Annotated in this window: 20 protein-coding genes and 5 pseudogenes; 11 read left to right on the top strand and 14 right to left on the bottom strand. The window is 65.4% G+C overall.

Features of this window, described 5'->3' with window-relative positions; all coding sequences use genetic code 11:
- Positions 1-42: 42 nt before the first annotated feature.
- From ACI7BZ_RS21525 to repC, 4 genes and pseudogenes are all read left to right on the top strand, one after another.
- Positions 43-1,133, top strand: a pseudogene (locus tag ACI7BZ_RS21525) (hypothetical protein).
- 393 nt (positions 1,134-1,526) lie between these two features.
- Positions 1,527-2,690: a plasmid partitioning protein RepA gene (gene repA / locus ACI7BZ_RS21520; protein WP_282639154.1), complete on the top strand. Its 1,164-nt coding sequence runs from the start codon at positions 1,527-1,529 to the stop codon at positions 2,688-2,690.
- Complete coding sequence (repB, locus tag ACI7BZ_RS21515; RefSeq protein ID WP_282639155.1) at positions 2,687-3,694, top strand: plasmid partitioning protein RepB; 1,008 nt, start codon at positions 2,687-2,689, stop codon at positions 3,692-3,694. The genes repA and repB overlap by 4 nt, the downstream gene beginning before the upstream one ends.
- Before the next feature lie 181 nt (positions 3,695-3,875).
- On the top strand, positions 3,876-5,141 hold the full coding sequence (gene repC, locus ACI7BZ_RS21510) for a plasmid replication protein RepC (RefSeq protein WP_282639156.1): 1,266 nt from the start codon (positions 3,876-3,878) through the stop codon (positions 5,139-5,141).
- Between the two features lie 59 nt (positions 5,142-5,200).
- Here repC and ACI7BZ_RS21505 read toward each other — a convergent pair whose 3' ends face one another.
- The 6 genes from ACI7BZ_RS21505 to ACI7BZ_RS21480 form a co-directional block, all read right to left on the bottom strand.
- Positions 5,201-6,286, bottom strand: coding sequence for a site-specific integrase (locus ACI7BZ_RS21505; protein ID WP_282639157.1), 1,086 nt, complete (start codon positions 6,284-6,286; stop codon positions 5,201-5,203).
- Positions 6,286-6,690 (bottom strand): type II toxin-antitoxin system VapC family toxin, encoded by a 405-nt coding sequence (locus ACI7BZ_RS21500; RefSeq protein ID WP_414119274.1) that lies wholly within the window; start codon positions 6,688-6,690, stop codon positions 6,286-6,288. Before ACI7BZ_RS21500 ends, ACI7BZ_RS21505 begins: the two co-directional genes overlap by 1 nt.
- Entirely contained in the window at positions 6,690-6,944 is a 255-nt protein-coding gene (locus ACI7BZ_RS21495) for a type II toxin-antitoxin system Phd/YefM family antitoxin (protein WP_282639160.1), read from the bottom strand. The genes ACI7BZ_RS21500 and ACI7BZ_RS21495 overlap by 1 nt, the downstream gene beginning before the upstream one ends.
- A gap of 168 nt (positions 6,945-7,112) precedes the next feature.
- Complete coding sequence (locus ACI7BZ_RS21490) at positions 7,113-7,310, bottom strand: type II toxin-antitoxin system VapB family antitoxin (protein WP_282639179.1); 198 nt, start codon at positions 7,308-7,310, stop codon at positions 7,113-7,115.
- Between the two features lie 86 nt (positions 7,311-7,396).
- Positions 7,397-7,786, bottom strand: a complete 390-nt coding sequence (locus ACI7BZ_RS21485; RefSeq protein ID WP_282639161.1) for a type II toxin-antitoxin system VapC family toxin — start codon at positions 7,784-7,786, stop codon at positions 7,397-7,399.
- Entirely contained in the window at positions 7,786-8,043 is a 258-nt protein-coding gene (locus tag ACI7BZ_RS21480) for a type II toxin-antitoxin system VapB family antitoxin (RefSeq protein WP_282639163.1), read from the bottom strand. Before ACI7BZ_RS21480 ends, ACI7BZ_RS21485 begins: the two co-directional genes overlap by 1 nt.
- Before the next feature lie 616 nt (positions 8,044-8,659).
- On the opposite strand from ACI7BZ_RS21480, the gene ACI7BZ_RS21475 reads away from it, so the two are divergent.
- Complete coding sequence (locus tag ACI7BZ_RS21475) at positions 8,660-9,091, top strand: antitoxin Xre-like helix-turn-helix domain-containing protein (protein ID WP_414119323.1); 432 nt, start codon at positions 8,660-8,662, stop codon at positions 9,089-9,091.
- Complete coding sequence (locus tag ACI7BZ_RS21470) at positions 9,088-9,570, top strand: RES family NAD+ phosphorylase (protein ID WP_282889840.1); 483 nt, start codon at positions 9,088-9,090, stop codon at positions 9,568-9,570. Before ACI7BZ_RS21475 ends, ACI7BZ_RS21470 begins: the two co-directional genes overlap by 4 nt.
- A gap of 356 nt (positions 9,571-9,926) precedes the next feature.
- Here the strand turns inward: ACI7BZ_RS21470 and ACI7BZ_RS21465 are convergent, their stop codons facing one another.
- Both ACI7BZ_RS21465 and ACI7BZ_RS21460 read right to left on the bottom strand, forming a co-directional pair.
- Entirely contained in the window at positions 9,927-10,781 is an 855-nt protein-coding gene (locus ACI7BZ_RS21465) for an AcrVA2 family anti-CRISPR protein (RefSeq protein WP_414119273.1), read from the bottom strand.
- Between the two features lie 301 nt (positions 10,782-11,082).
- Entirely contained in the window at positions 11,083-12,015 is a 933-nt protein-coding gene (locus ACI7BZ_RS21460) for a recombinase family protein (protein ID WP_282889838.1), read from the bottom strand.
- Positions 12,016-12,554: 539 nt separating this feature from the next.
- On the opposite strand from ACI7BZ_RS21460, the gene ACI7BZ_RS21455 reads away from it, so the two are divergent.
- From ACI7BZ_RS21455 to ACI7BZ_RS21445, 3 genes are read left to right on the top strand one after another with little or no spacing between them, the layout of a single operon-like run.
- Positions 12,555-13,505 (top strand): DUF1403 family protein, encoded by a 951-nt coding sequence (locus ACI7BZ_RS21455; protein WP_282639164.1) that lies wholly within the window; start codon positions 12,555-12,557, stop codon positions 13,503-13,505.
- 2 nt (positions 13,506-13,507) lie between these two features.
- A complete protein-coding gene (scpB, locus tag ACI7BZ_RS21450) occupies positions 13,508-14,191 on the top strand; it encodes an SMC-Scp complex subunit ScpB (RefSeq protein ID WP_282639165.1) in 684 nt (227 codons plus the stop codon).
- Positions 14,192-14,198: 7 nt separating this feature from the next.
- Positions 14,199-14,993 (top strand): hypothetical protein, encoded by a 795-nt coding sequence (locus ACI7BZ_RS21445; protein WP_282639166.1) that lies wholly within the window; start codon positions 14,199-14,201, stop codon positions 14,991-14,993.
- 2 nt (positions 14,994-14,995) lie between these two features.
- On the opposite strand, the gene ACI7BZ_RS21440 is transcribed toward ACI7BZ_RS21445, so the two are convergent.
- Together ACI7BZ_RS21440 and ACI7BZ_RS21435 are read right to left on the bottom strand one after the other, a co-directional pair.
- Positions 14,996-15,274 carry a hypothetical protein gene (locus tag ACI7BZ_RS21440; protein ID WP_414119272.1) on the bottom strand — a complete coding sequence of 93 codons (279 nt, stop codon included), beginning with the start codon at positions 15,272-15,274 and terminating at the stop codon, positions 14,996-14,998.
- A 3-nt stretch (positions 15,275-15,277) separates the two neighbouring features.
- Positions 15,278-15,724 carry a hypothetical protein gene (locus ACI7BZ_RS21435; protein ID WP_282639167.1) on the bottom strand — a complete coding sequence of 149 codons (447 nt, stop codon included), beginning with the start codon at positions 15,722-15,724 and terminating at the stop codon, positions 15,278-15,280.
- A gap of 8 nt (positions 15,725-15,732) precedes the next feature.
- On the opposite strand from ACI7BZ_RS21435, the pseudogene ACI7BZ_RS21430 reads away from it, so the two are divergent.
- Both ACI7BZ_RS21430 and ACI7BZ_RS21425 read left to right on the top strand, forming a co-directional pair.
- Positions 15,733-15,897, top strand: a pseudogene (locus ACI7BZ_RS21430) (transposase); the annotation flags it as partial.
- Positions 15,898-16,011: 114 nt separating this feature from the next.
- Positions 16,012-16,395, top strand: a pseudogene (locus ACI7BZ_RS21425) (IS5 family transposase); the annotation flags it as partial.
- Here ACI7BZ_RS21425 and ACI7BZ_RS21420 read toward each other — a convergent pair.
- From ACI7BZ_RS21420 to ACI7BZ_RS21405, 4 genes and pseudogenes are all read right to left on the bottom strand, one after another.
- A pseudogene (locus ACI7BZ_RS21420) lies at positions 16,382-17,296 on the bottom strand (proton-conducting transporter transmembrane domain-containing protein); the annotation flags it as partial. The pseudogenes ACI7BZ_RS21425 and ACI7BZ_RS21420 sit on opposite strands and share 14 nt — an antisense overlap.
- Positions 17,293-17,646 carry a Na+/H+ antiporter subunit C gene (locus ACI7BZ_RS21415; RefSeq protein WP_282639168.1) on the bottom strand — a complete coding sequence of 118 codons (354 nt, stop codon included), beginning with the start codon at positions 17,644-17,646 and terminating at the stop codon, positions 17,293-17,295. The gene ACI7BZ_RS21415 and the pseudogene ACI7BZ_RS21420, both read right to left, overlap by 4 nt.
- A gap of 3 nt (positions 17,647-17,649) precedes the next feature.
- Positions 17,650-20,444: pseudogene (locus ACI7BZ_RS21410) on the bottom strand (monovalent cation/H+ antiporter subunit A).
- A gap of 137 nt (positions 20,445-20,581) precedes the next feature.
- Positions 20,582-21,415: a universal stress protein gene (locus ACI7BZ_RS21405; RefSeq protein ID WP_282639169.1), complete on the bottom strand. Its 834-nt coding sequence runs from the start codon at positions 21,413-21,415 to the stop codon at positions 20,582-20,584.
- Positions 21,416-21,533 lie beyond the last annotated feature (118 nt).

The raw sequence follows: 21,533 nt of genomic DNA, 5'->3' as shown, positions 1-21,533 counted from the left end.
GGAATATACGGAAATCCCGGAAATCCCGCAAGAGGTCGTTCCATGACCCCCTCCCCCATCCGCCTCCCCGACCCGGCATCGCTTGAAGCGATTCTGGCCGGCCTCGATCCCGCTTCCGCGGACGCGGATCTTATACCCGCCATCAGCGTGGCGTTTCCCGGTTCTGATTTTAGCCTGGCGCCCATCGAAGACGACTACTGACGGGACACCCGCTCGGTCATCCGGGCGGACGGCACGCGCGTCGGCGAACTGCGGCCGTGGATGACGGCCGAGATCGCCAGCGACGGCGGCGATCTCATCGCGCTCTGGCGCCGGCTCAAGGACACCGATCTGCAAATCACCGAATGGCGCGGAACGAGCGTCACCATCTTCGCGCCGACCGGACCGGGCGCCGGCGACTATATCCAGATCGCGCTCCATCGCGAGATTGAATGGCGTGCGGGTCCGATCGTCAACCCGGGCTATCGCCCGTGGCGCGAAAGCGAACTCCTCGAACCGAGCTTCCCCCGGCAGCATCCCCTGCCCGACACCGACCGGCTCGCCGGCCCGGTCCATCGGTTGCGCGGCCGCGCCGGCGGAGCTGTTGTGCATGTGCGCGGCTTTCTCGGGCGCTGCGCCCGCCTGGAGCGCGAGAGCCGCGAGGCCCGCCGGCCGGAGATAGAGCGCAGGCGGATCCAGGAGATCGATCCGGACGGGACGCGCGAAACGCCGTTCCTCGAGGCGGTGCCCGACGGGTTCGAGCACGTGCCGCGCGAGGTGCTGTTCTTTCAGGACTGGGACGCGTCCAGCGCGTCAGGGTCGCGCGTGTTCACCCATTGGGCGCTGGACATCCGCGACTATGAAGATCACGGAAAGCGCGAGATAGGCTTCATTCCGCGACCGCTGCGCGTCCCCAGCGAGCGGCTGCAGATGACCGACGGTCTGTCGGTTCACATTCTCAGGGACCGGATCGAGGCGATCGACCGTGAAGTCGGGCTTCCGTTCGGATGGTTCTTGCTGAAGACCGCGGCAATTGGGCCTCCCCCGATGTTGGCCACGCCATCGCCCTGGGCTTGAAGGCTCAGCGAGTGCGTCTGCCCGATCTCGACGCCGGCGTGTTGATGCACTGGGCGGGTCAACCGTGCAGCTTCTGATCTCCGAGACGACGACTCTGTCTAAGGTACGGGGACTTACCGGCCCGCTCTCTCATCTGTCGTTGTTGGTGCGACAGGCTGGCCGACGGGTCCACGAAATGTGCTCCAAGGCCGCATCGGCACGAATGGCTCATCTATTGGCTGCCGTTGGGTGCCTGCGGCGAGAGAAGTGACTATCGTGGAAACGGAGTGGGCTTGTCTGGAGATCGAGTTGCCACCTGGCAACTCGCCCTGGTGTCATAGCGGTAAACCGGCGTTAACGTTAAATCCCTTGCCAATAGGCCCGACTCGGTTTCATTCTGCCTACGATTAAATGCCGTAGTTGGAATGGGCATCGTAGTTATGCAGAAAGCACGTAGCTCAAAGACTCTTACATCGGGGCCGAAGCCGCTGATGACGGATGTCATCGCCGGCGACGGCGCCGCGCTGTCGGCGGAGCTGCTCGCTATGCGCGAGGCTCTTTTCCCGCCGGTCTCGAAGAAATCCCTCCGATCGTTTTCCTCGGTAGAGGCTGCGAAGCTGATTGGAATCGCCGACGCCTATCTGCGGCAGCTGTCGCTGGGGGGCAAGGGGCCGCAGCCCTCGCTCGGGGCTGGAGGACGACGGTCATATACACTCGAGCAAATCAACGAGCTACGCGTAACGCTAGAGGAAGGGTCGAAGGGAAAGAGGTACGTGCAGCATCGCCGTGAAGCGGAGCACTGCCAAGTGATGGCGGTGGTGAATTTCAAAGGTGGTAGCGGAAAGACCACGACCGCCGCGCATCTGGCCCAGTATCTCGCCCTCCATGGATACCGTGTCCTGGCGGTCGACCTCGATCCCCAAGCGTCGCTGACAGCGCTCCACGGTTATCAGCCGGAGTATGATATTCAGCCGAACGAGACCATGTATGCGGCGGTGCGATATGACGAAAACCGTCGACCGCTTAGGGACGTCATTCGCAAGACTTATTTCGCTGGTCTCGATCTGATTCCAGCCAATCTTGAGCTGATGGAATTTGAGCACGATACGCCGCGGGCGTTAGCCGAGCGCGACGCGGAGCCGTTCTTTGGCAGGGTTGCGACGGCGCTTGGAACAGTCGCGGACGGGTATGACGTGATGATCCTAGATTGTCCGCCTCAGCTCGGCTTTCTAACGCTTGGCGCGCTCTGCGCCGCGACAGGGCTTCTAATCACAGTGCATCCTCAGATGCTCGATGTGATGTCTATGTGCCAGTTCCTGCTGATGGCGTCGGACATCCTGAGTGTGGTGCAGGAGTCCGGCGGGGATCTTGATTACGATTTTATTCGGTATGTCGTCACCCGATTTGAGCCCGCGGACGCGCCCCAGACGCAGATGGTTGCTTTCATGCGGTCGCTCTTCAGAGAGCGCGTGCTCAACAGCACGATGGTGAAGTCGACAGCGATCTCTGACGCCGGGCTTTCAAAGCAAACGCTCTATGAAGTCGGGAGGGAGAATTTCGGAAAGCAAACTTACGACCGCGCGATGGAATCGCTCGATGGCGTGAATGGCGAGATTGAGAGCCTGATGAAGCTAGCGTGGGGACGCGAGACATGAGCCGCAAGGACACGCTGAAGGCGATGCTGACCCGCCGGACGGAAGAGTTGCCAGGTGGCAACTCGGCCGCAGATCCGGCTGCGCCGACGCCAGTGGCGCATGTGAGGTCTGGCGCCGTCGGGGCTATGGGCCGTTCGCTCGGACAAATCGCGACTGCCGCTGAACGTGCAAGAGCGCTCGTGGCATCAGGCGCGGCAGTCGTAGACATTCCCGCTGAGAAACTCTCGGGATCCTTCGCACAAGATCGTCTCGACGACGATGGCCCCGAATACGAGACACTCTTTAACGCTATCAAGGAATCGGGTCAGAAGAGCCCTATTCTTGTCCGTCCACATCCCGACAGGCCGGATCATTTCCAGATCGCCTATGGTCACCGGCGCGCAAAAATACTCGCCAAGCTCGGACGGCCAGTGCGCGCGGTGGTCCAGGATCTGACCGACGAAGAACTCGTCGTCATTCAAGGCCAGGAGAACTCGGCCCGAAAGGACCTCAGCTACATCGAGCGCGGTCTCTTCGCCCTCACACTCGAAGGTCAGGGCTTTGATCGCGCCGTGATCATGTCGGCGCTGAGCATGGAAAAGACCCAGCTGTCGCGCCTTCTGGCATTGACGAAGTCGATTCCGACAAATCTCATCCACGCAATAGGGCCTGCTCCAAAGGCCGGCCGCCCGAGATGGACAGCGCTTGCCGAGCGTCTGTCGGAATTCCCAGATATGTCACGGCTGGATGACGTGTTGACCGACCCGAAATTTCAGCAGGCTGATACGGATCAGCGGTTCGTGCGCCTGTTCAATGCCACTGCGCCCAATAGGGAAGCCACCAAGCCGCGAAGGGTCGCGGTAAAAGCAGCGGCGGGCAATAAAATCGCGACGGTCGAACGAGCGGGCGACGCGGTCACCATCATCGTGGACGCCGACGGTGCACGGGATTTTGGAGAGTTCATCGCGGCAAAACTGCCGGAACTCTACCGGCAATTCGAAGAGAAAAAGGAGGCGCCAATTTAAGCAGCAGCCCAATCCCTTAGGCAGCAAAAGAAAAAGGCCCCCGAAACAGCGTCCCGGAAGCCCTTCTCAGTCCTTAAGCAAGCAGAGAATCGCACTTCCGCGAATCGCAGTCAAGAGTCCCATCGTGGGACGTGCCGTTTCGGCGAGCGGATTTCTTTTGCCTCAACACAGGTAAAAGGAAATGCATACCCACTTGCCCACGACGCCCTTTGGGCGGCGGTCGATGTCGCTTGGCCTGATGGCCAGCCAAGTGACAGCTCAGGCCGTCACGCCCGATGTGGTGGTTCATAAATGGAAGGTCTTCCAGCATATCCGGGAGGCGCGGGAAGCGATCGGCGCGACCGATCGGGCGCTCGCGATCCTCAGCGCACTACTTTCGTTCCACCAGGAGACGACGATGTGCGCAGATGGCGATCTCGTCGTCTTCCCGTCCAACGCGCAGCTCAGCGATCGAGCGAACGGCATGTCGCCGGCGACGCTTCGCAGGCATATCGCCATCCTTGTGCACTGCGGCTTGGTCATTCGCAGAGACAGTCCGAACGGCAAGCGCTTCGCGCGCAAAGGACCGTCGGGTGAGATCGAGCAGGCTTACGGCTTCGACCTGGCGCCCATTGTCGCCCGGGCGGATGAGTTCAAAAGACTCGCGGAGACCACCCAGGCGGAGAAGAAGGCCTTCCGCATCCTGCGCGAGCGGCTGACGATCGCACGGCGGGACGTTGTGAAGATGATCGCCGCCGGCATCGAAGAAGGGGTCCCTGGCGACTGGCGAGGATATCGCATGGCCTATGAGGGCCTTATGGAGCGGCTCCCGCGGTCAGCATCGAAGGCAATGGTGGAGATTATCCTAGCCGAACTCAGCGTGCTTCGCGCGCTTGTGCATAAGGCGCTGGAGGATTTCATAAAATCTCAAAATTCAAGCGCCAATGAGTCTCATAATGAGCGCCACAAACAGAATTCAAAACCAGACTCTAAAAATGAATCTGAATATAGCCACTCAACTGAAAAGGAAGGCGAAGCCTGTGGTTCTGATAACGTCCGCATGCTCCCGCAACGGGACCTTCCCCTGAACATCATCGTTGACGCTTGTCCTGAAATCCGGGGCCTTGCAGCGGGAGGCGAAATTCGAACGTGGCGCGATCTGCTCGCGACCGCGCAGCTGGCCCGGGCTTATCTCGGTATCAGCCCCAGCGCCTACCAGGACGCCTGCGCCGCAATGGGAGAAGGGCAAGCGGCCACGGTCATCGCTGCGATCCTGCAGCGGACGGAGCAAATTTCGAGCCCCGGGGGCTATTTGCGCAGCCTGACGAAACGGGCGCAGGAGGGCAAATTCTCGACCTGGCCGATGGTGATGGCGCTTCTGCGGGCGAAGCTCGACCAACAGCGCGACGGGGCAGGGCGTATCCGCTCTTCGCCGGCTGATGGGCCCAGGCCGGCGAAGAGGCCATGAGAGGCGGAGAGGCGGAACGTCGGACAAGAAGGGAATCCCCTTCGACAGTCAGCGTGAGGTTACAAGCCGGCGGCGCGGGTAAGATTGACGCGGAAGCGATCGCGCCGACGCTGATAGCGGCGGGTCATCTCGGCCGAGGCGTGCCCCAGCTGCTTCTGCACGTGGCGCTCGTCGACCTCGGCCGAGGAGGCAAGGCCGGCGCGCAGGGAGTGGCCGGAGAATTTTTCCTGCCGTTGGCCCTCGGTAAGATCGCCTCGGACACCCGCGGCGAGCGCCGTGCGCTTCACCAGGCGAGCCACCTCCCGGTCATTGAGCCGCTCTGGGCCCACATCCTTGCCGTGGCCGGTCACCCGACGGAACAGCGGGCCATGGCCGATTTTCGCCAGCCTCAGCCAGGTCTGGAGCGTCACAATGGGGCAGGTGGCGTCGGAGGACCCGCGGCCAACTTCGATTTCGCGCCAACCAGTCTTGCCGCGGAGCGTGACGAGAAGCCCCTTGTCCAGGACCTCGACCCAGCCACGGCCGTCCTCGGTCTGGTCCCGGCCGACATCGAGGCCGACAATCTCGGAGCGCCGCAGACCGCCAGCGAAGCCGAGCAGAAGCATGGCCCGGTCGCGGAGGCCACGCAGCGTGCGGCGGTCGAGCGTCTCCAGCATGGCGATGACATCCTCAGGTAGGACGGCCTCCTTCTGCCGGGGAGGGGAAGCATGGGTGTTGCGGATGCCGGCGAGCACGGTGGCGATGTGGCGGTCGCTGCGATCGAGCGGCGTGCCGCGCTGGGTGTAGTTCCAGGAGATGGCCGACAGCCGGCGCTCGATGGTCGAGACTGCATGTGGCTTGTCGCCCGGAGTGACGGCACCGGACGCGCAGGCGGTGATGTAGAGCCCTACGACTTCGGGGGAGGGAGGGAGGACCTCCAGTGACTGCCGCCGGCACCAGGCGGAAAAATGCTTCCAGTCGGAAGCATAAGCCCTTCGGGTGTTCGCCGAGCTCGCCGCCTTGACATAATCCCGCGCCCGTTCGGTGAGGCGCTCGAGGTGTGCCGGCACAGCAGATGATGCCGGATTCACCGGTTCGGGGAGGGCAGGGGAGGGGGGATTGATCGGGTCTCCCTCTCGCAGCTCCGGATCGGCTTCGACCGTCATTATTCGAGATCCTGCGGATTGATCACCGACGCGCCGGTGTCCTCGAAATTCACGACGTTGCGGGTGACGACGATGAGGTCGTGGACGATGGCCGTCGCTGCGATCAGCCCGTCGATGTCGCAACGCGGTCTGAGCGTGGCGATCCGTCCCCACTCGACGGCGATCTGGTCGGTGACCGGCAGGATCCGATCGGCATGGTCATGGCGCAGCTTGCGCAGCCATTCGGCGAGGCGGCCAGCGGCCTTCGGGTCGGATTTCTGCTTCAGCGCGATGCCGCGCATGATCTCGCCGAGGGTAAGGGCGCTGAGGTGGACGCTGAGCGGATCGACTGCGCGCAGCCACAAGACCGCCGCCGGCGTGCCGCGCCGGGCCTCAGAGACCACGTTGGTGTCCACGAGGTACATCAGAAGGGCACGTCACGGCTGGGGCGCGTGGCCCGCTGTGTCACCGTCTCGGCGAGCGCATCGTTCCACGCCGGTCCTGACAGCAGATCGTCGACCAGCGTCGGCCGGCCGGCCCGCAGCGCGTCATAGTCGGCGGCCGAGAGCACGACGGCCGCGCGCTCGCCGCGCAGGGTGACGACCTGCGGGCCCTCGGCGCGGGCTTTCTGCACGACCTTGGAGAACTGGTTCTTGGCATCCTGCAGCGGCCAATCCATGCGCGCACCTTTCTAGCTAGACTGTCTAGCTATATAAGATCCGACTCCGACACGTCAATGCGCCGATCTTCCGTGCCCCGGGAGGGGCGCACTCCGGTTTCGCGGCAAAACCGGAGGCGTCTGGCTCGTCGGCTAGGATCGCGACCAGAACCGAGGTGTCGACGAACATCAGTGGCCCCACATTTCGTCTATCTCGTCCTTGGTCATCACCTTGTCCCCAGGCTTGGCATCGGCCGCAAGGGTGGTGGCGATCTGCTTCAGTCGGCTGGCCAGCGGCTCCTTCTCGCGCTTCAGCTCGCCCTCCAGCGCTTGGGTCACGGCCTCGGTCATCGTAACCTTGCGGCGTGCCGCGAGCTGCTCGGCCAGGGCGCGGGCGCGTTCATCACGGATCTGCAGCGTTCGGATCAGCGCCTCCTTCGTATGGACATCTATGTCATGACGTATGGATCAAATTATCCATACGCCTGAATGTCAGTCTTTGAAAAATCATCGCCCTTGAACAGCAGCGGTTCGCCGCTGAGCGCGGCGAGGGCATAGGAGAAGCAGTCGCCGAAGTTGAGGCTGGCCGGATGGCGACCCTTCCCATAGCGGCGCCAGGCCCGGCGGGCCTGATCGGCGTGCTCAGCGCTCACCGCAACGATCTCGGCCTCGGCCTTGTGCAGGAACAGGTCAAGATCGGCGCCGGCAGCCTCGCCAAGACGGGTCTCGATCACCATCGCCGCCTCGAGGAGTGTGGCTGCCGAGATCAGCCGTATTGGATCATCGGCGATCTGCGCGCGGAAGCGAGCCGCCTCCGGCTCGTTGAAGGCGATCGCGGCTAGCACGGAGGTGTCGATAACCATCAGGAGGGGACCCCGTTCTCGTCGTAGCCGATGATCTCGTCGGGGCTGCGGGGGTCGAGGACGGGTAGGGCGTTCCAGCGCCGCTGGATTGCCGCCAGGTCCTCCAGTAGGGCCGCCGCCTTGCGGGCGTTGGATCCCACCCGGCGAAGGCGCTCCTCAAGCGCCCGGCGGGTGGCGACGGTGATCGTCTCGCCGGTGCGCGCGGCGAGGTCGCGCGCCAAGCGCTCCGTCTCGGGATCCTTGATGCTCAGAGCCATTGTTAATGCCCAGGTTCCTGATTGGCTATATTCTACCTAATAGCCGATTCCGTGATGAAATGCACGACACCTGCAGACGCGGAATCTCGCGATCCTGGACCCGGCCGTTGGCCATTCGCGGGCGTCAAGGCCGTGAAAATGGCCATTTCTATATAAAGGTGAATAACGACCGATAATGCGTGTTCTCGATCACCTCGAGCGGATGGCTGACGGAGTGCGCTAGGCCGTCGAGCCGCAGTGTCGTCGGCGGCTGCGATCTCTTGCAGCAGTTGCGCAAGGGCGGGGTGGGCTCAGGCCGCGCCGGAACTGTGCTCTTAGATGCTGAGGTCGCAGCCGGCCGAGGGAAGTTCGACTTCCTGCGCTTCCGCGGCCCGTTCGTCCGCGGAAACACGCACATAACCAATTAGCCGGCCGAGAGGCCCGTCGAGAAGCTCGATTTTCCGGTCGCCGGCCAGTGGAGTGCCTGAGAGGCTGTCGATTGGTGGATTTCCAATTGCCTAGGATACGGATAACCGATCGGTTGGGAGCGAGAGGCGAGCGCGACATAGATGGAGCAAATGCTTGCGCTCAACCTCATGTGAGGCTATGTATGGTCTCACTTGAAATGGAGGCCATGATGCTTGCGTTCACGGATGTCGCCGACGTGCTAGGGCTTCCCGCGAAGGAAGCGGCGGCTCGTTCGCCGTTCGGACTGATCGCGCGCATCGAAGATGGCTTGCCGCTCGGAGCGCTCGAACGTGTGTCTCAGCTTCTGGCGCCAGGCGATGCCCAATTCAAGTACAGGCTCGTCCCCAAGGCGACCTATGAGCGGCGCAAGGCATCGCATCGCCTATCTTCGGATGAAGGCACGCGTCTCGCGCGTCTGGCACGAGTGTGGAGCCTCGCCTTGGAGGTCTGGCAAAGCGAGGCGGAAGCGCGCGCTTTCCTCTTCAGGCCGCATCCAATGCTCGAGGACAAGCGCCCGATCGATGTCGTCATCCAAAGCGAGATCGGGGCCGAACTGGTCCTCGATACCCTCGGCCGCCTGAAGTATGGCAGCGCTGCGTGACGGTGCAGATCCTCGACCGAACGTTGTCGAGCTTCAGGATCGGTGATCCGAACGGTTCCTATTCAATCTTCGACGCGACCGGCTCGACCATTGCGCCGGGGCGGTGGAACACACCCAGCAGTCCGTTGATCTATACCAGCCAGCACTATTCGACAGCCTTGCTGGAGAAGCTGGCGCATGGCAGCGGGCGGTTGCCACCGAACCAACACTATGTCGAAATCACCTTGCCAAGAGGCCTGTCCTACGAAGTTTTCTCGCTGCCGGCGCTTCCGGGCTGGGACAGCATGCCCGCGACGGTCAGCAAAGTGTTCGGGGAACGCTGGTGCCTGGAGAAGCGCAGCGCGATCCTGCTGGTGCCGAGTGTTGTTGCGCAGCTTGACAGCAACATTCTCATTAATCCGGCGCACTCCGAGTTCAAAATGATCGAGGCGAGCCTGCATCAACCGGTCTTTTGGGACCGACGTTTGTTCGGGTCGTAAGAAGGGGGAGCTATTCCCTGCGGTTGAGATCCTCCACATGGCCTGCGATTGCTATTACCTTCTAAAATGGAGGTGTTTGCAAACAGGTTCAGATCGAGATCGCGCCAAGGGGTGAGCCATGCTCCCGCAGGAGCGTCTGCAGGTCGAGGCTTTTCCGGCCAGCACCGGCCGGAGAAGTGTCTCCAGTGTGATGCGTAAGTCCGCCGCGTGTTCGCCGAGCTCGAGGCCACGATGTAGTCGCGAGCGCGGTTCGCAAGTCGTTCGAGATGCATCGGCGGAGGAGGGGAGAGGCTCCGTAGGGACTGGATTGTTCATCACCGCCGAATTCGGAAGCGGGTCCTCTTCGTCCCTCAACCTTACTCCGTCACCGCGTAGAGGTGGCCAACGGCCGGCTCGCCGCGATCCTGGCGCACCAGTGCGGAACGGATCCAGATAAGGCGACGCTCGCTGAGGCCGGGACCGTGCGGCTGGCGCCGCCAATGGCTGCGCCGCCAATGCGCTGCGACCTCGCGCCCCGGCAAGCTGGAGTCCGGCGCGCCATCGGCAGGGATTTCGACCGCACCGGTGTGAAAATTGAGCCTGCGGACCGAGAAATAGCCGTCGTCCGCGAGACGGCCAACCGCGGTTCTAAGGCGCTTGGGCGTGGTGGCGTTGGCAATCGCGTCGACAAGAGTGGAGGGGGCTTGCTTCGGCCATTCGGGCGCGCCGAGCGCAGGTTCCGTCGATAGCAGGCAGAGAGCGTTACAAAGCAAGGCGAGTACGTTGCTGGCGGTGGGGAGTGCGGCCTGATTGAACAAGGCCGCGCGCTCGTAACCGGAGAGGTGCGGGCTGCTGATTGGAAATCCGTCCTTGCGGACGTCATCGACACCTTCGGCGAGCCGGATATCGCCCAGATCGGTTTGCCCGAGCAGTGCTACCAACTGAGGCGGGAGCCAGAAGGAATTGCGTCCCCCGGCGGCGAAGGACACGAGATGGGCGAGGGTGCTCACCGTATCGACGGCCGCGTCCGTGCTCTCCGGTCGCTTCTCAAAGGGGAGTTTGCCCAGCGCTTGATTGTAGGCGGTCATGCCGGCGTCGGCGATGCGCTGGAAGGCGTCGGAACTCAGCAACCCGTTGCGGCAGTGGTGGACCTCCCGCCGGATGATCGCACGCGCTGCGGGCAATTGGCGCAGGAAGCGCATCGGGTGCAGATCGTCGGCGTCGAAGGCCATTTGGGTCGTCTTTCCAGAGGGTGTGCGCCGAGATGATGCCCGATAGCCGCGCGGCCTGACATCGTGCAGATGCTCTAGGCATCCGTGGAGTTTTAGGAACTCCAGCACCCGGGCCGCCGCCTGCATTCGCTCCGCAACCGGCTCGGTATCCCGACGAATGTCACCAAGTTCTGTGGGCGGTTCATCAGGTCAGGCCCTATCGCCATCGACATGGACACTGGCCGCGTCGCCGTAAATGCCGCGGCCTGACCGTTTCGGGGTTGCTCGTTTGCGCGCTCATTGTGCTCGAGCCGCTACAATCTCAGACATCGTTCTGTGGCTGAGGCACGACGAGTCCCAGCCGGCGCGCCTGGTCCAGCAGCGATCTCACGGAAGAAGCAGCCCACTGCCGCCCGCCGCGCGGCGTGCGCTCGCGCATCCGCTCGAGCTGGGCGGCGATGTCGCGCAAGCTGAGATCCGGGTCGGCGATGGCGATGCCGGCGACCAGGGTCATCAGCCGATCCTCCGGCGGCCGCCGCGGCGCGCGCCGGAGCAGCTCCGCCTCCGCCAGCCGTTCCTGCACCAGACGGTGGACGGCGCGCCGCAGCTTCTCGATGGTCCAGTTTTGGCCACGATGGTTCAGCACCCGCACCACGTCGTCCCAGCTATGCTGCGGCCGCATGCGGCGCACGATCGGCAGCCACGCCGACGCCGAGGCGATCAGGTCGCCGACATAGACCTGCTGGCGCGCTTCTGAGGCGGCGCGGATCGCCTCCGGCCGCCGCGCGCGCAGGCCGGGATTGCCGGCCAGATTGCCGCGCGCCTTGGCGGCCTTCATGCCAGCCTTGGTGCGCTCGGCGATCAGGGCGCGCTCGAGCTGGGCGACCGCGCCGAGCACCTGCAGCGAGAACATGCCCTGCGGCGTCGAGGTGTCGATCGGGTCGCGCAGCGAGCGGAAATGCGCCTGGCGCGTCTCCAGGTCCTCGATCACCGCCAGCAGGTGGCTGACCGAGCGGGCGAGGCGATCGAGCCGCACCACGACCAGGACGTCGCCGGCGCCGATGTCGCGCATCAGCTTGGCCAGCACTGGCCGGGCGCGCGAGGCGCCGGAGCCGTGCTCCTGATGGATGATCTGGCAGCCGGCGGCGCGCAGCTCGTCGACCTGGGCGTCGGTTGCCTGCTCCTCGGTGGAGACCCGGGCATAGCCGATCAGCCGCCGCGTCGGCCGGGAAGGGGAGAGATAGGGGCTGGCCATGGCGGCTCCGGAGGGCGATTCCACCCCCTTTGTACAATCAAGACAGATTGGAGGAAACGGTCCTTTGCAGGCGTGTTTTATCGACTGCGTGAGATGGCCGTGAAGACCGGTCAGCCACTCGAGATGGGCCGAGGGTCATCCGGAGCCCAGAACGGCCGCCTACGGCCTTCTGTGCGGGAAATAGGCGATTTCAGGGTGTTTGGAGACCCGCGTGGGTGTCGGCCGGGCCGGAAGGGGCTGATTTTCCGGTCTGAGGGGCGTCGGGAGGCCTGCGGCGGCACTGGCAATCCATCGATCCCGGCCGCCCGGTCCGCTCAATGAGAATGAGGAATCCGTTCATCCAAGGCGAGCGGGGGCAAAAAACGACGGGTTTCCGGGCCGTTCCAGCCGTCTCGGCCGAGCGACAATGGCCATTTCTATATAAAGGTGAATAACGACCGATAATGCAATATTATCGGATGTTTTTATTCGACGACAGGGCGTGCGGTTAAATGTGAAAATCGTGGCAATAACCGCACGCTCGCTGTACCCTGCCGCCCATGAGAAGGCCCGATTCGACGCCCGCTCCCACCGTCATGCCGCCGGCCGTACCCGGCTGGGCCGTGCCGCGCGCGCCGGTCGCCGACCCGGTCGAGGCTGCCTTCCTGGCTGGCGCAGCGTTGAATTCCCTCGACAATCTGGTGCGAGCAGAGCCGCCCTGGGCTGGCGCCTGGCGCCAGCGGGTGGCCCTCAGCGCGGCCGCGAGCGTCGCCCGCCTGCTCGGCCACCACGAGGATGCGGCGGCGCTGCGCGATGCCTGGCACCTGCGCCCGCCCGGCGCCGATCCGGGCCCCGCCGGGAACCTGCTGGCCGCCTGGCGGCGCCTGGCCTCCCGCTCCCCGATCATTGACGTCGACGGCGTGCGCTCCCTCGCCAATCTGCTGGGCCTCGCCTGGGCGCCGGCGTTCGAGCGCCTGCCGGAAGCGATTGGGGCGGCCGCGGCTTCCGGCCGGCCGGCGCCGCTCGCCGCCGCTGCGGTCGCCGGCGCGGTTCCCGCCCTTGGACCCGCGGCCGAGGCGCTCGCCTGGTGGCTCGCGGACCTCGTTTTGGCTGCGCGCCTGCGCTGGCCGATCCCGGTGCCGGTGCTTGCCACCCAGGTCCACGCGCCAGTGCTGCGCGGCGGTCCGGGCGGTCGCCGGCATCGGCCGGGAGGGGAGGGGGGCGAGCTGGCCCTGTGCCTCGCCGCGGCCGCCGGCGCGGCGGAGGCCTGCCGCCTTGCCGCCGAGATCGGCCGCCGCGCCGATCGCCTCGCTGTGGTGGCGCCGAAGCTGCGCGCCAAGGGGGCGGGGGAGGCGGTCCGGCTGCTGCTCGACGACGATGCGGTGTCGGGCTCCCTGACGACACCCTCGCTGTCGCGCTGGGCATCGCGCCGGCTGTTCGAGCGGCTCGCGACGCTCGATGCGGTGCGCGAGCTTTCGGGCCGGCCTACCTTCCGGCTTTACGGGCTCTGACCATGGCCCGCCGGCGCCGCGCCACCACGGGTCTCGACACCGAGCTCGCCGAGCTGCCAGCGGAGCTACGCTGGCGCGAATGGATGGCCCGGGTCGAGGCGGTGCTGTTCGCCGCGCCCGGGCCCGTCGACCGGGAGCTGCTGGCCCGCGTGGTCGGTCGGAGCTGCAGCATCGAGCTCGTCATCGAGGACATCCGCGAGGCCTTGCGCGAGCGCCCCTACGAGCTGGTGGCGGTCGCCGGCGGCTGGCAGCTGCGTACCCGGCCGCGCCATGCCGAGGCCATCCACGCCGCATTCGGCTCAGAACCCGCACCCGTTCAGCTGTCCGAGACCGAGATGCTGGTGCTGGCCTCAATCGCCTACCACCAGCCGGTGACCCGCAGCGCTCTCGGCGAGATGATCGGCAAGGCGGTGAGCCGCGATGTCATCGCCGCGCTGCGGGCGGGGGATTTCATCGGTCCCGGGCCCCGCAGCCCGCAGCCGGGCGCGCCTTACACCTACGTGACGACGGCGGGTTTCCTGTCCCACTTCGGGCTCGACACCCTGCGCGACCTGCCCGACATCGAGGCGCTCGAGGACGCCGGGCTGCTCGACACGGTGCAACTGCGCGCCGGCGGGTTCCCCCTGCCGGGCGACGATGAGGACGATCTCGGGCCCGAGAATGGGGAAGACGAGGAGGGAGATTGAAGGCGCCATGAGAACGCAGCCATTCACCAGGCCGACGATTGTCGCGGCCAACGAGTTCCTCGCCGAGTCCATCCGGACGCACACACAGATCAACAAGATCGTGCTCCGCCTGGGCCTGGAGACGGAGATCCCGGACGACACCTCGCTTGGAATCGAAAAGAAGTGTGATCGGCTCGGTCGGACCATACTCGATCGCGTGTCCGTGCCGGTGGAAACCCTCGATGGGAGGTTCTCGCTGGCCGAGGCCTTTGTCCGCGAGGCGGTAAGCTTGGCCGAGCAATCATCCTCGAGCGCCCGCCAGAGGAATCTGTTGCGCGGGCTGGCACGCGACGGCTATGTCGTGGTCTGGGGCGGATGGCGCGAGGCGCCCGATCTGCGGGCCGCCTTGCCCGAAGAGGTGGATCTGCCGGCGGCTGATGACGAGGTCCGGGGATTGCTGAAGCAGTTCGGTTTCACGGTGACGCTCCGACATCTGGATCAGGCCATCGAGGCGCACACGCGCGGCGACTGGGAGGCCGCGAACGCGCAGTTGCGGACGTTCCTCGAGGGGCTGTTCAACGACATCGCCCGCTCTATCAACCCATCCAGAGCGGCCCGGCTGCAGGAGGGCGCCAACATGCGGCAGATGCTGGCGGACACCTCCATCGAAGGCCTCTTCAAGATGCTCCACACCGATGGATCGCACCCCGGCCTGTCCGACAAGGATCACTGCACGTTCCGCCTCCATGTCGTGCTGGTGACCGGGCGGACCTTTCTTCGGCGCCTGCAGCAAGGGCGGCTGTCCTCGCTCCCGCCTGGCTAGGGTTACGGCTGAGGCGCGCAGGTGACCGGCACAGTAGTCTCGAACGGCGTGCCCGCAATGGCGGACAGCACGTCGCTCCTCTGCGCAGCGGGACCGCACTGGATCTCGAGAAGCTGGATGTCGCAGAAATCGTTGTGTTGGCCAATTGGCAGCGGCCAGTATCGATTCTGGCCGTCAAATTCGGTCTCGCCTCGGCCTCCTGAGTATCTCATTATGAGCAGCCGCACCTCATTTTCCCGATGAAGCGTGGCCGGCAGATAGAAGGCGCCGATCTTCGACACCGTCTACGGCACAAAGGGTGGCTCACCCTCGGCTGCAAGCGTGCTGTTCAGTTCCGTCAGGAGCGTGCCTGCGGGTGGTTCATACTGAATCTTCCGCAGCTCGGCGCGCGAGGGGTTCACCGAGAGCTTCAATCGCACTCCGGTGCCGCCCAGCGCAAAGGCGCGCCATAGTTCGAATTCGTCACCGCCACCCGGACATGTCAGCGAAATGTAGAAGAGGTCCTTGGACAAGGTCTTGAAGTACGGCTCACTATCCGCTGAATCGAGGTAACCTTTCAGCCGATGCTTGATGGCGAAGGGTTCGAGCTCACCCTGATCAATGCGCTTGCGGACCCAATGGAGGCGCAGGTGCCCCGTCTTGGCAATACCCTTCAGCGAATCGGCGGGTGTAGTGAAAAAGCTCCGCTGGCTGTGGTGCGTGCGGAAACATGTGGTTGAGGATCGCGTCACGCCACCGCTTCGTCGTCCTTCCCAAGCGCTGGATCGTCGAGCGAACGCTGGCCTGGATCAGCCGCTGCCGCCGCCTCGCCAGGGACTATGAACGCCACACCCGGAAAGCCGCAGCCTTCATCCGCCTCGCCATGATCCGCCTCATGCTCAGGCGCCTGGCCTTAAGCCAATGATCAGGAATCAAAACTTCCCGGATCGGCTCTAAGTGTCTGTCCGCGAACATATTGAATCGGATGAATCATTTGTGATTCAAGAGAGGCGGCCTGATTCTGAGGGAGCCGCCGCCGATGTGGACAGCCGAAAACCGCGCCCGCTATGACCGCAGCCGCCTGCGCTATCCGTCCGACCTCACCGACGAGGAATGGACGCTGATCGCCCTGCGCATTCCGCCGGCCAAGCGCGGCGGCAACAAGCGCACGGTGAACCTGCGCGAGGTGGTCAACGGGCTGATGTACATCCTGAGCACCGGCTGCCAGTGGCGGGCGATCCCCAAGGACCTGCCGCCGCGCTCGACGCTGTATGATTACTTCGATCTGTGGAGCTGGGACGGCACGCTCGACCGCATCCATCACGCCCTCTATGTCGAATGCCGCGAAAGAGCGGAACGCGAGGCGTCGCCCACCGCCGCCATCATCGACAGCCAGAGCGTGAAGAGCGCCGAAAAAGGGGGGTTCCCACCAGCCCGATGGCGCCCACCCCCAGCGTCACCAGAGCCGCCGGAATGACGAACGGCGCCGCCGCCAGCGCCAGCGGTCCCGCATCGGCGCCGAAGACGAGGCCATAGACCCGGATGATGGCATAGGCGCCCACCTTGGTCATGATCATGAACAGGGCGGCGGCGGGCGCGGAGGTGCCGGCATAGGTGGCCGGAAGCCACCAGTGCAGGGGCACCAGCGCCGCCTTGGTGGCGAAGACGAGGAACAGCAGCAGCGCGCCCACCTTCAGCAGCGCGGTGTCGGCCTCCGCCACCTGCGGCACCTTCACGGCGAGGTCGGCCATGTTGAGGGTGCCGGTGACGGCGTAGATCAGCCCCACCCCCACAAGGAAGACGACCGAGGCGAGCAGGTTGATGGCCACGTACTGGAAACCTGCCTTCAGCCGGCCCGGGCCGCCGCCATGCAGCATGAGCCCGTAGGAGGCGATCAGCATCACCTCGAAGAACACGAACAGGTTGAACACGTCGCCGGTGAGGAAGGCGCCGTTGATGCCCATGAGCTGGAACTGGAACAAGGGATGGAAGTGCCGGCCCCGTCCGTCCACGCCGCCGGCGGCATAGATCGCCACGCACAAAGCGAGCACGGCGGTGAGCAGCAGCAGGGTGGCCGACAGCCGGTCGAGCACCAGCGTGATGCCGTAGGGTGCCGGCCAGTCGCCGAGCCGGTAGGCGCGGACCGTGCCGTCCGATGCCTGGGCGAGGAGGAACGCCGCGATCCCCACCAGGAGAAGCGTGACGCCGATGGAGGCGATGCGCTGGCCGGCGAGATGATGGCGCAGGGCGAGGACCAGGAAGGCCGCCGCCATGGCCGGCAGGATCACCGGCAGGATCGTCATGTGGTCCAGCGGCGCGGTCATGCCCCGACTCCCGCGTCGGTCCGGCGCGGGGCGTCGAGGGTGCTGTGGTCGGAGCCGGTCTCCAGATAGCCGCGCAGCGCCAGCACCACGATGAGCGCGGTCATGCCGAAGGAAATGACGATGGCGGTGAGCACCAGCGCCTGGGGCAGGGGATCGGTGTAGCCCGGAGCGTCCGGCGAGATCACCGGCGGGCGGTCGATGGTGAGCCGGCCCATGGCGAACAGGAACACGTTCACCGCATAGGACAGGAAGGTCAGGCCGAGGATCACCGGGAAGGTATGGGCGCGCAGGATCAGGTAGATGCCCACCGTGGTGAGGATGCCGATGGCGGCGGCGACGAGAAGCTCCATGGCTCAGCCCTCCCTGCCGGTAGCGCCGGAGGCGGCGCGTTCCAGCGGCACGTCCATGGCGTCCTTGCCCTCGGGCGCCGGATCGATGCGGCGGGCGACGCGGGACAGCTGTGCCAGCGACAGCACCATCACCCCCACCACGGTGAGGAACACGCCGAGGTCGAAGGCCATGGCCGAGGCCACCTCGAACGTGCCCACCACGGGCCAGTGCAGATAGCCGAACGTCGAGGTCAGGAACGGCCGGCCGAAGGCGAAGGCGGCGATGCCGGTGAGGCCGGCGATGGCCACGCCCGCGCCGATCATGGACTGGGCATCCACCTTCATGCGCTCCGCCGCCCAGCCGTAGCCGGAGGCGATGTATTGCATGATGAGGGCGATGGCCACCCCGAGGCCGGCGATGAAGCCGCCGCCGGGTTCGTTGTGCCCGCGCAGGAAGATGTAGGCGCCCACCACCAGCGACAAGGGCAGGAGGACGCGGGTTGAAACCACGAGCAGGAGGGGATGGGCATCCCGGGATTCGGTCCGGGGCAGCATCGCCTTGATCCGCCGCACCGCCGCGCCCTTCAGCGCCGGATCGAGCAGGGCGTAGATGGCGAGCGCGGCGATGCCGAGCACGATGATCTCGGCGAAGGTGTCGTAGCCGCGGAAGTCCACCAGGATCACGTTCACCACATTGGTGCCGCCACCGCCGGGCTTGGACTGGGCGAGGTAATAATCGGAGATGGATGTGCCGTCGCGCGTCAGGACCGCATAGGCGAGGCCCGCCACGCCCAGCCCGGCGAGGCCGGCGACGGTGCCGTCGCGCCAGCGCACCGCCCGGCTCTCCTCCCTTGGCGTTGCCTTCGGCAGGAGGTTGAGGGCGAGCAGCATGAGGATGGTGGTGACCACGTCCACCGAGATCTGCGTCAGGGCGAGGTCCGGGGCGGAGAATTGCAGGAAGGCGAGGGCCACCACCACGCCCACCACGCCGGTGAGGATCAGCGCCGTCAGCCGTTCGCCATGGAACAGCAATACCGCACCGCTGGCCAGGACGAGGGCGAGAAAGGTGGTCACGGCGGGCGCGGTCACGGGCAGGAGAGGGCGGGTGCCGGCGCCGTGGGTGGCGCTCCAGAAGCCGTAGCCGCCGACCGCGACCAGCGTGGCCACCGTCACGCCCATGTAGCGGGTGAGTGCCCCGTCATGCAGGGCGCCGAGGCTGCGCCGGCACGCCACCACCAGGGCGCCGGTGGCCAGCTCGAACATGGTCTTGGCGTCGAGGCGCGGCAGGCGCGCGCACGCCATCGGCCCGGCGGAAGGCGAGGACCAGCGCCGCGCCGCCGGCGAAGGCCAGAAGGCTCATGAGGAGGGCCGGCGTGATGCCGTGCCACAAAGCGAGGTGATAATCCGACAGCGGCCCGCCGATCACCGCCCCGGCCGTCAGCGCCACCAGCGGCCCGGCCACGGGAGCGGGAAACAGGCCGATGGCGATCACCGGCACCACCAGCACCGCCACGGGCAGCCACACACCGAGCGGCGGATCGTGGGGATGGTGCGGATAAACGTGCCGCGCGGGGCCGAGGAAGGTGCCGATGGCGAAGCGTGCCGCATAGGCCACCGAGAAGACGGCCGCCACCGTCGCCAGCACGGGGAAGAGGAAATCGAGCCCCAGATAGGAGGTGTGCGCCGCCTCCTCCAGCATCATCTCCTTGGAGAGGAAGCCGTTGAACAGGGGCACGCCGGCCATGGAGGCGGCGGATGTCGCGGGTGCCCGCCTCGTGATCGACGATGCCCGCGCTCATGAACAAGGCCGCCTTGAAGGTGGCGTGGTTGATGACGTGGAACACGGCCGCCACCGCCGCCATGGGCGTGCCGAGGCCGAGCAGCATGGTCATGAGACCGAGGTGGCTCACCGTGGAATAGGCCAGTAGGCCCTTCAGGTCGTTCCTGAACAGGGCGATGGCGGCGCCGAGGAGCATGGTGGCGAGCCCCACCGGCGCGACGATGAGGAACCAGGCGTCGGTGCCCGCCAGCACCGGCCACAGTCGCGCCAGCAGGAACACGCCCGCCTTCACCATGGTGGCCGAATGGAGATAGGCCGAGACCGGCGTCGGCGCCGCCATGGCGTGGGGCAGCCAGAAATGGAACGGGAACTGGGCGGACTTGGTGAAGGCGCCCGTCAGCACCAGCGCCAGCGCCGGCAGATAGAGCGGCGAGGCGCGCACCATCTCGCCGCGGGCGAGGATGTCCGTGAGCTGGTAGGAACCCGCCGCCTGCGCCACCAGCAGCAGGCCGGCGATGAGCGCCAGCCCGCCGCCGCCGGTGATGACCAGCGCCATGCGGGCGCCCTGCCGGGCCTCCGCGCGCTTGGTCCAGAAGCCGATGAGCAGGAATGAGGTGAGGCTCGTCAGCTCCCAGAAGACCAGCAGCGCGATGACGTTGTCGGACAGGACCACGCCCACCATGGCCCCCTGGAACAGGAGCAGGTAGGCGAAGAAGCGGCCCATGGGATCCTCGCGCGACAGATAGAAGCGCGCGTAGACGATCACCAGCAGGCCGATGGCGAGGATCATGGCCGCAAAGAAGAAGCCGAGCCCGTCCGCGAACACGGACAAGGAAAGGCCCCTGGACGGAACCCAGGCCACGCCCGCCATGGGGACCGCGCCGGAGAACACCGCCGGCGCGTGGGAGAGGAGCAGAGCGAGGGCGAGCAGCGTCACGGCGCCCGTCGCCGCCGCGCAGGTGTTGCGCCCGGAGCGGATCACCAGCGGCGGGATCAGGGCGCCGAGGAAGGGAATGAGGATTACGAGAAGCAGTGTCACCGTCGGATGCCTCGTCACGCCTGGCTTTGGTCAGGTGGATGAGGCTCTGCGAGCCCCGGTGGAATGTGGCGGCCCTGTTTGGCCGAAGCGCTCCCGATATGGTTCAAGGGGCGCGGGCCGATGGCCCGGCTGCCGCGCTAATGGTACAGGAAGATGCAGGATTTCGGCGCGCCAATGAGGCTCTGCGTCGTCGATCCGAAGAGGAATTCCTTGAGACCGCGATGGCCGTAGGCGCCCATGACCAGAAGCTCGGCCTGGCCATGGGCGGCCTGCACGCCGATGATCTCCGCGGGGGGCTCCGCGGAGCCGATAGGGCGCGGATCGGCCTCGTATCCATGGAGATGGAGGTAGGCCGAGGCTTCGCCAGCCAGCCGCTCCGCGGTCTGGAGGTTCGAATCGACGGAGGAAACTTGCACGCGACGGCCCTTCCAAGCGCCGATCAGCACGAAGAGCTGGAGCGCGCGCATGGCCGGCAGGCTTCCGTCATAGGCGATGAGGACGGAGCCTACGGAGGGAAGCTGATCCGGGCAGACGAGAACCGGACGCGGGGTCGTGAAAAGCAGCTGATTCAAGGTGTCGGAGTTCCGCTCGCGCTGTGTGCCGCGAAAAGTGACATCGTGACCGGTGACAACAAGATCGGACGTCGCGCTTGCGGCCGTCACCTGTTCAAAGGGATCGCCGTCGAAGCTGATGCCTTTTGGTACGATTCCGTCGTTGGCACACTCTCTCTCAAAGGTTTCCGCGACACGCCGGCGCGCCTTCTTGGCCTGAGCCTTGAGGCCCGTTTCCATCTGCGCGTGATACGCCGCACCGCCGATGGTGCCGGGCATGGGAGCTTCGATGAATGACAGATCAACTCCTGACACTGATGTGATCTGGGCGTCCTGCGCCTTGACGAGCCGCCGGGCATATGCGCTCGCCACGGCACTGGAGGTGCTCTCGCCGAGCAGGACCAGCACGTTTTTCAGCATCGAAGGTTTCCTCCGCGGATCGTCGTCCCCTGGATAGACTGTCAGCCATCTCTCCGAAAGCTACGCTTTCAGCCTTCTACCACGAGACGCAGCGTCACGCAGAGCCCGGGGTGTGTCA

Source organism: Xanthobacter sp. AM11, assembly GCF_047444035.1.
In the GTDB taxonomy this organism is placed as follows: domain Bacteria; phylum Pseudomonadota; class Alphaproteobacteria; order Rhizobiales; family Xanthobacteraceae; genus Xanthobacter.
Note: the sequence above shows the minus strand (reverse complement) of the source record. Positions and strands in the feature narration are given on the sequence as shown.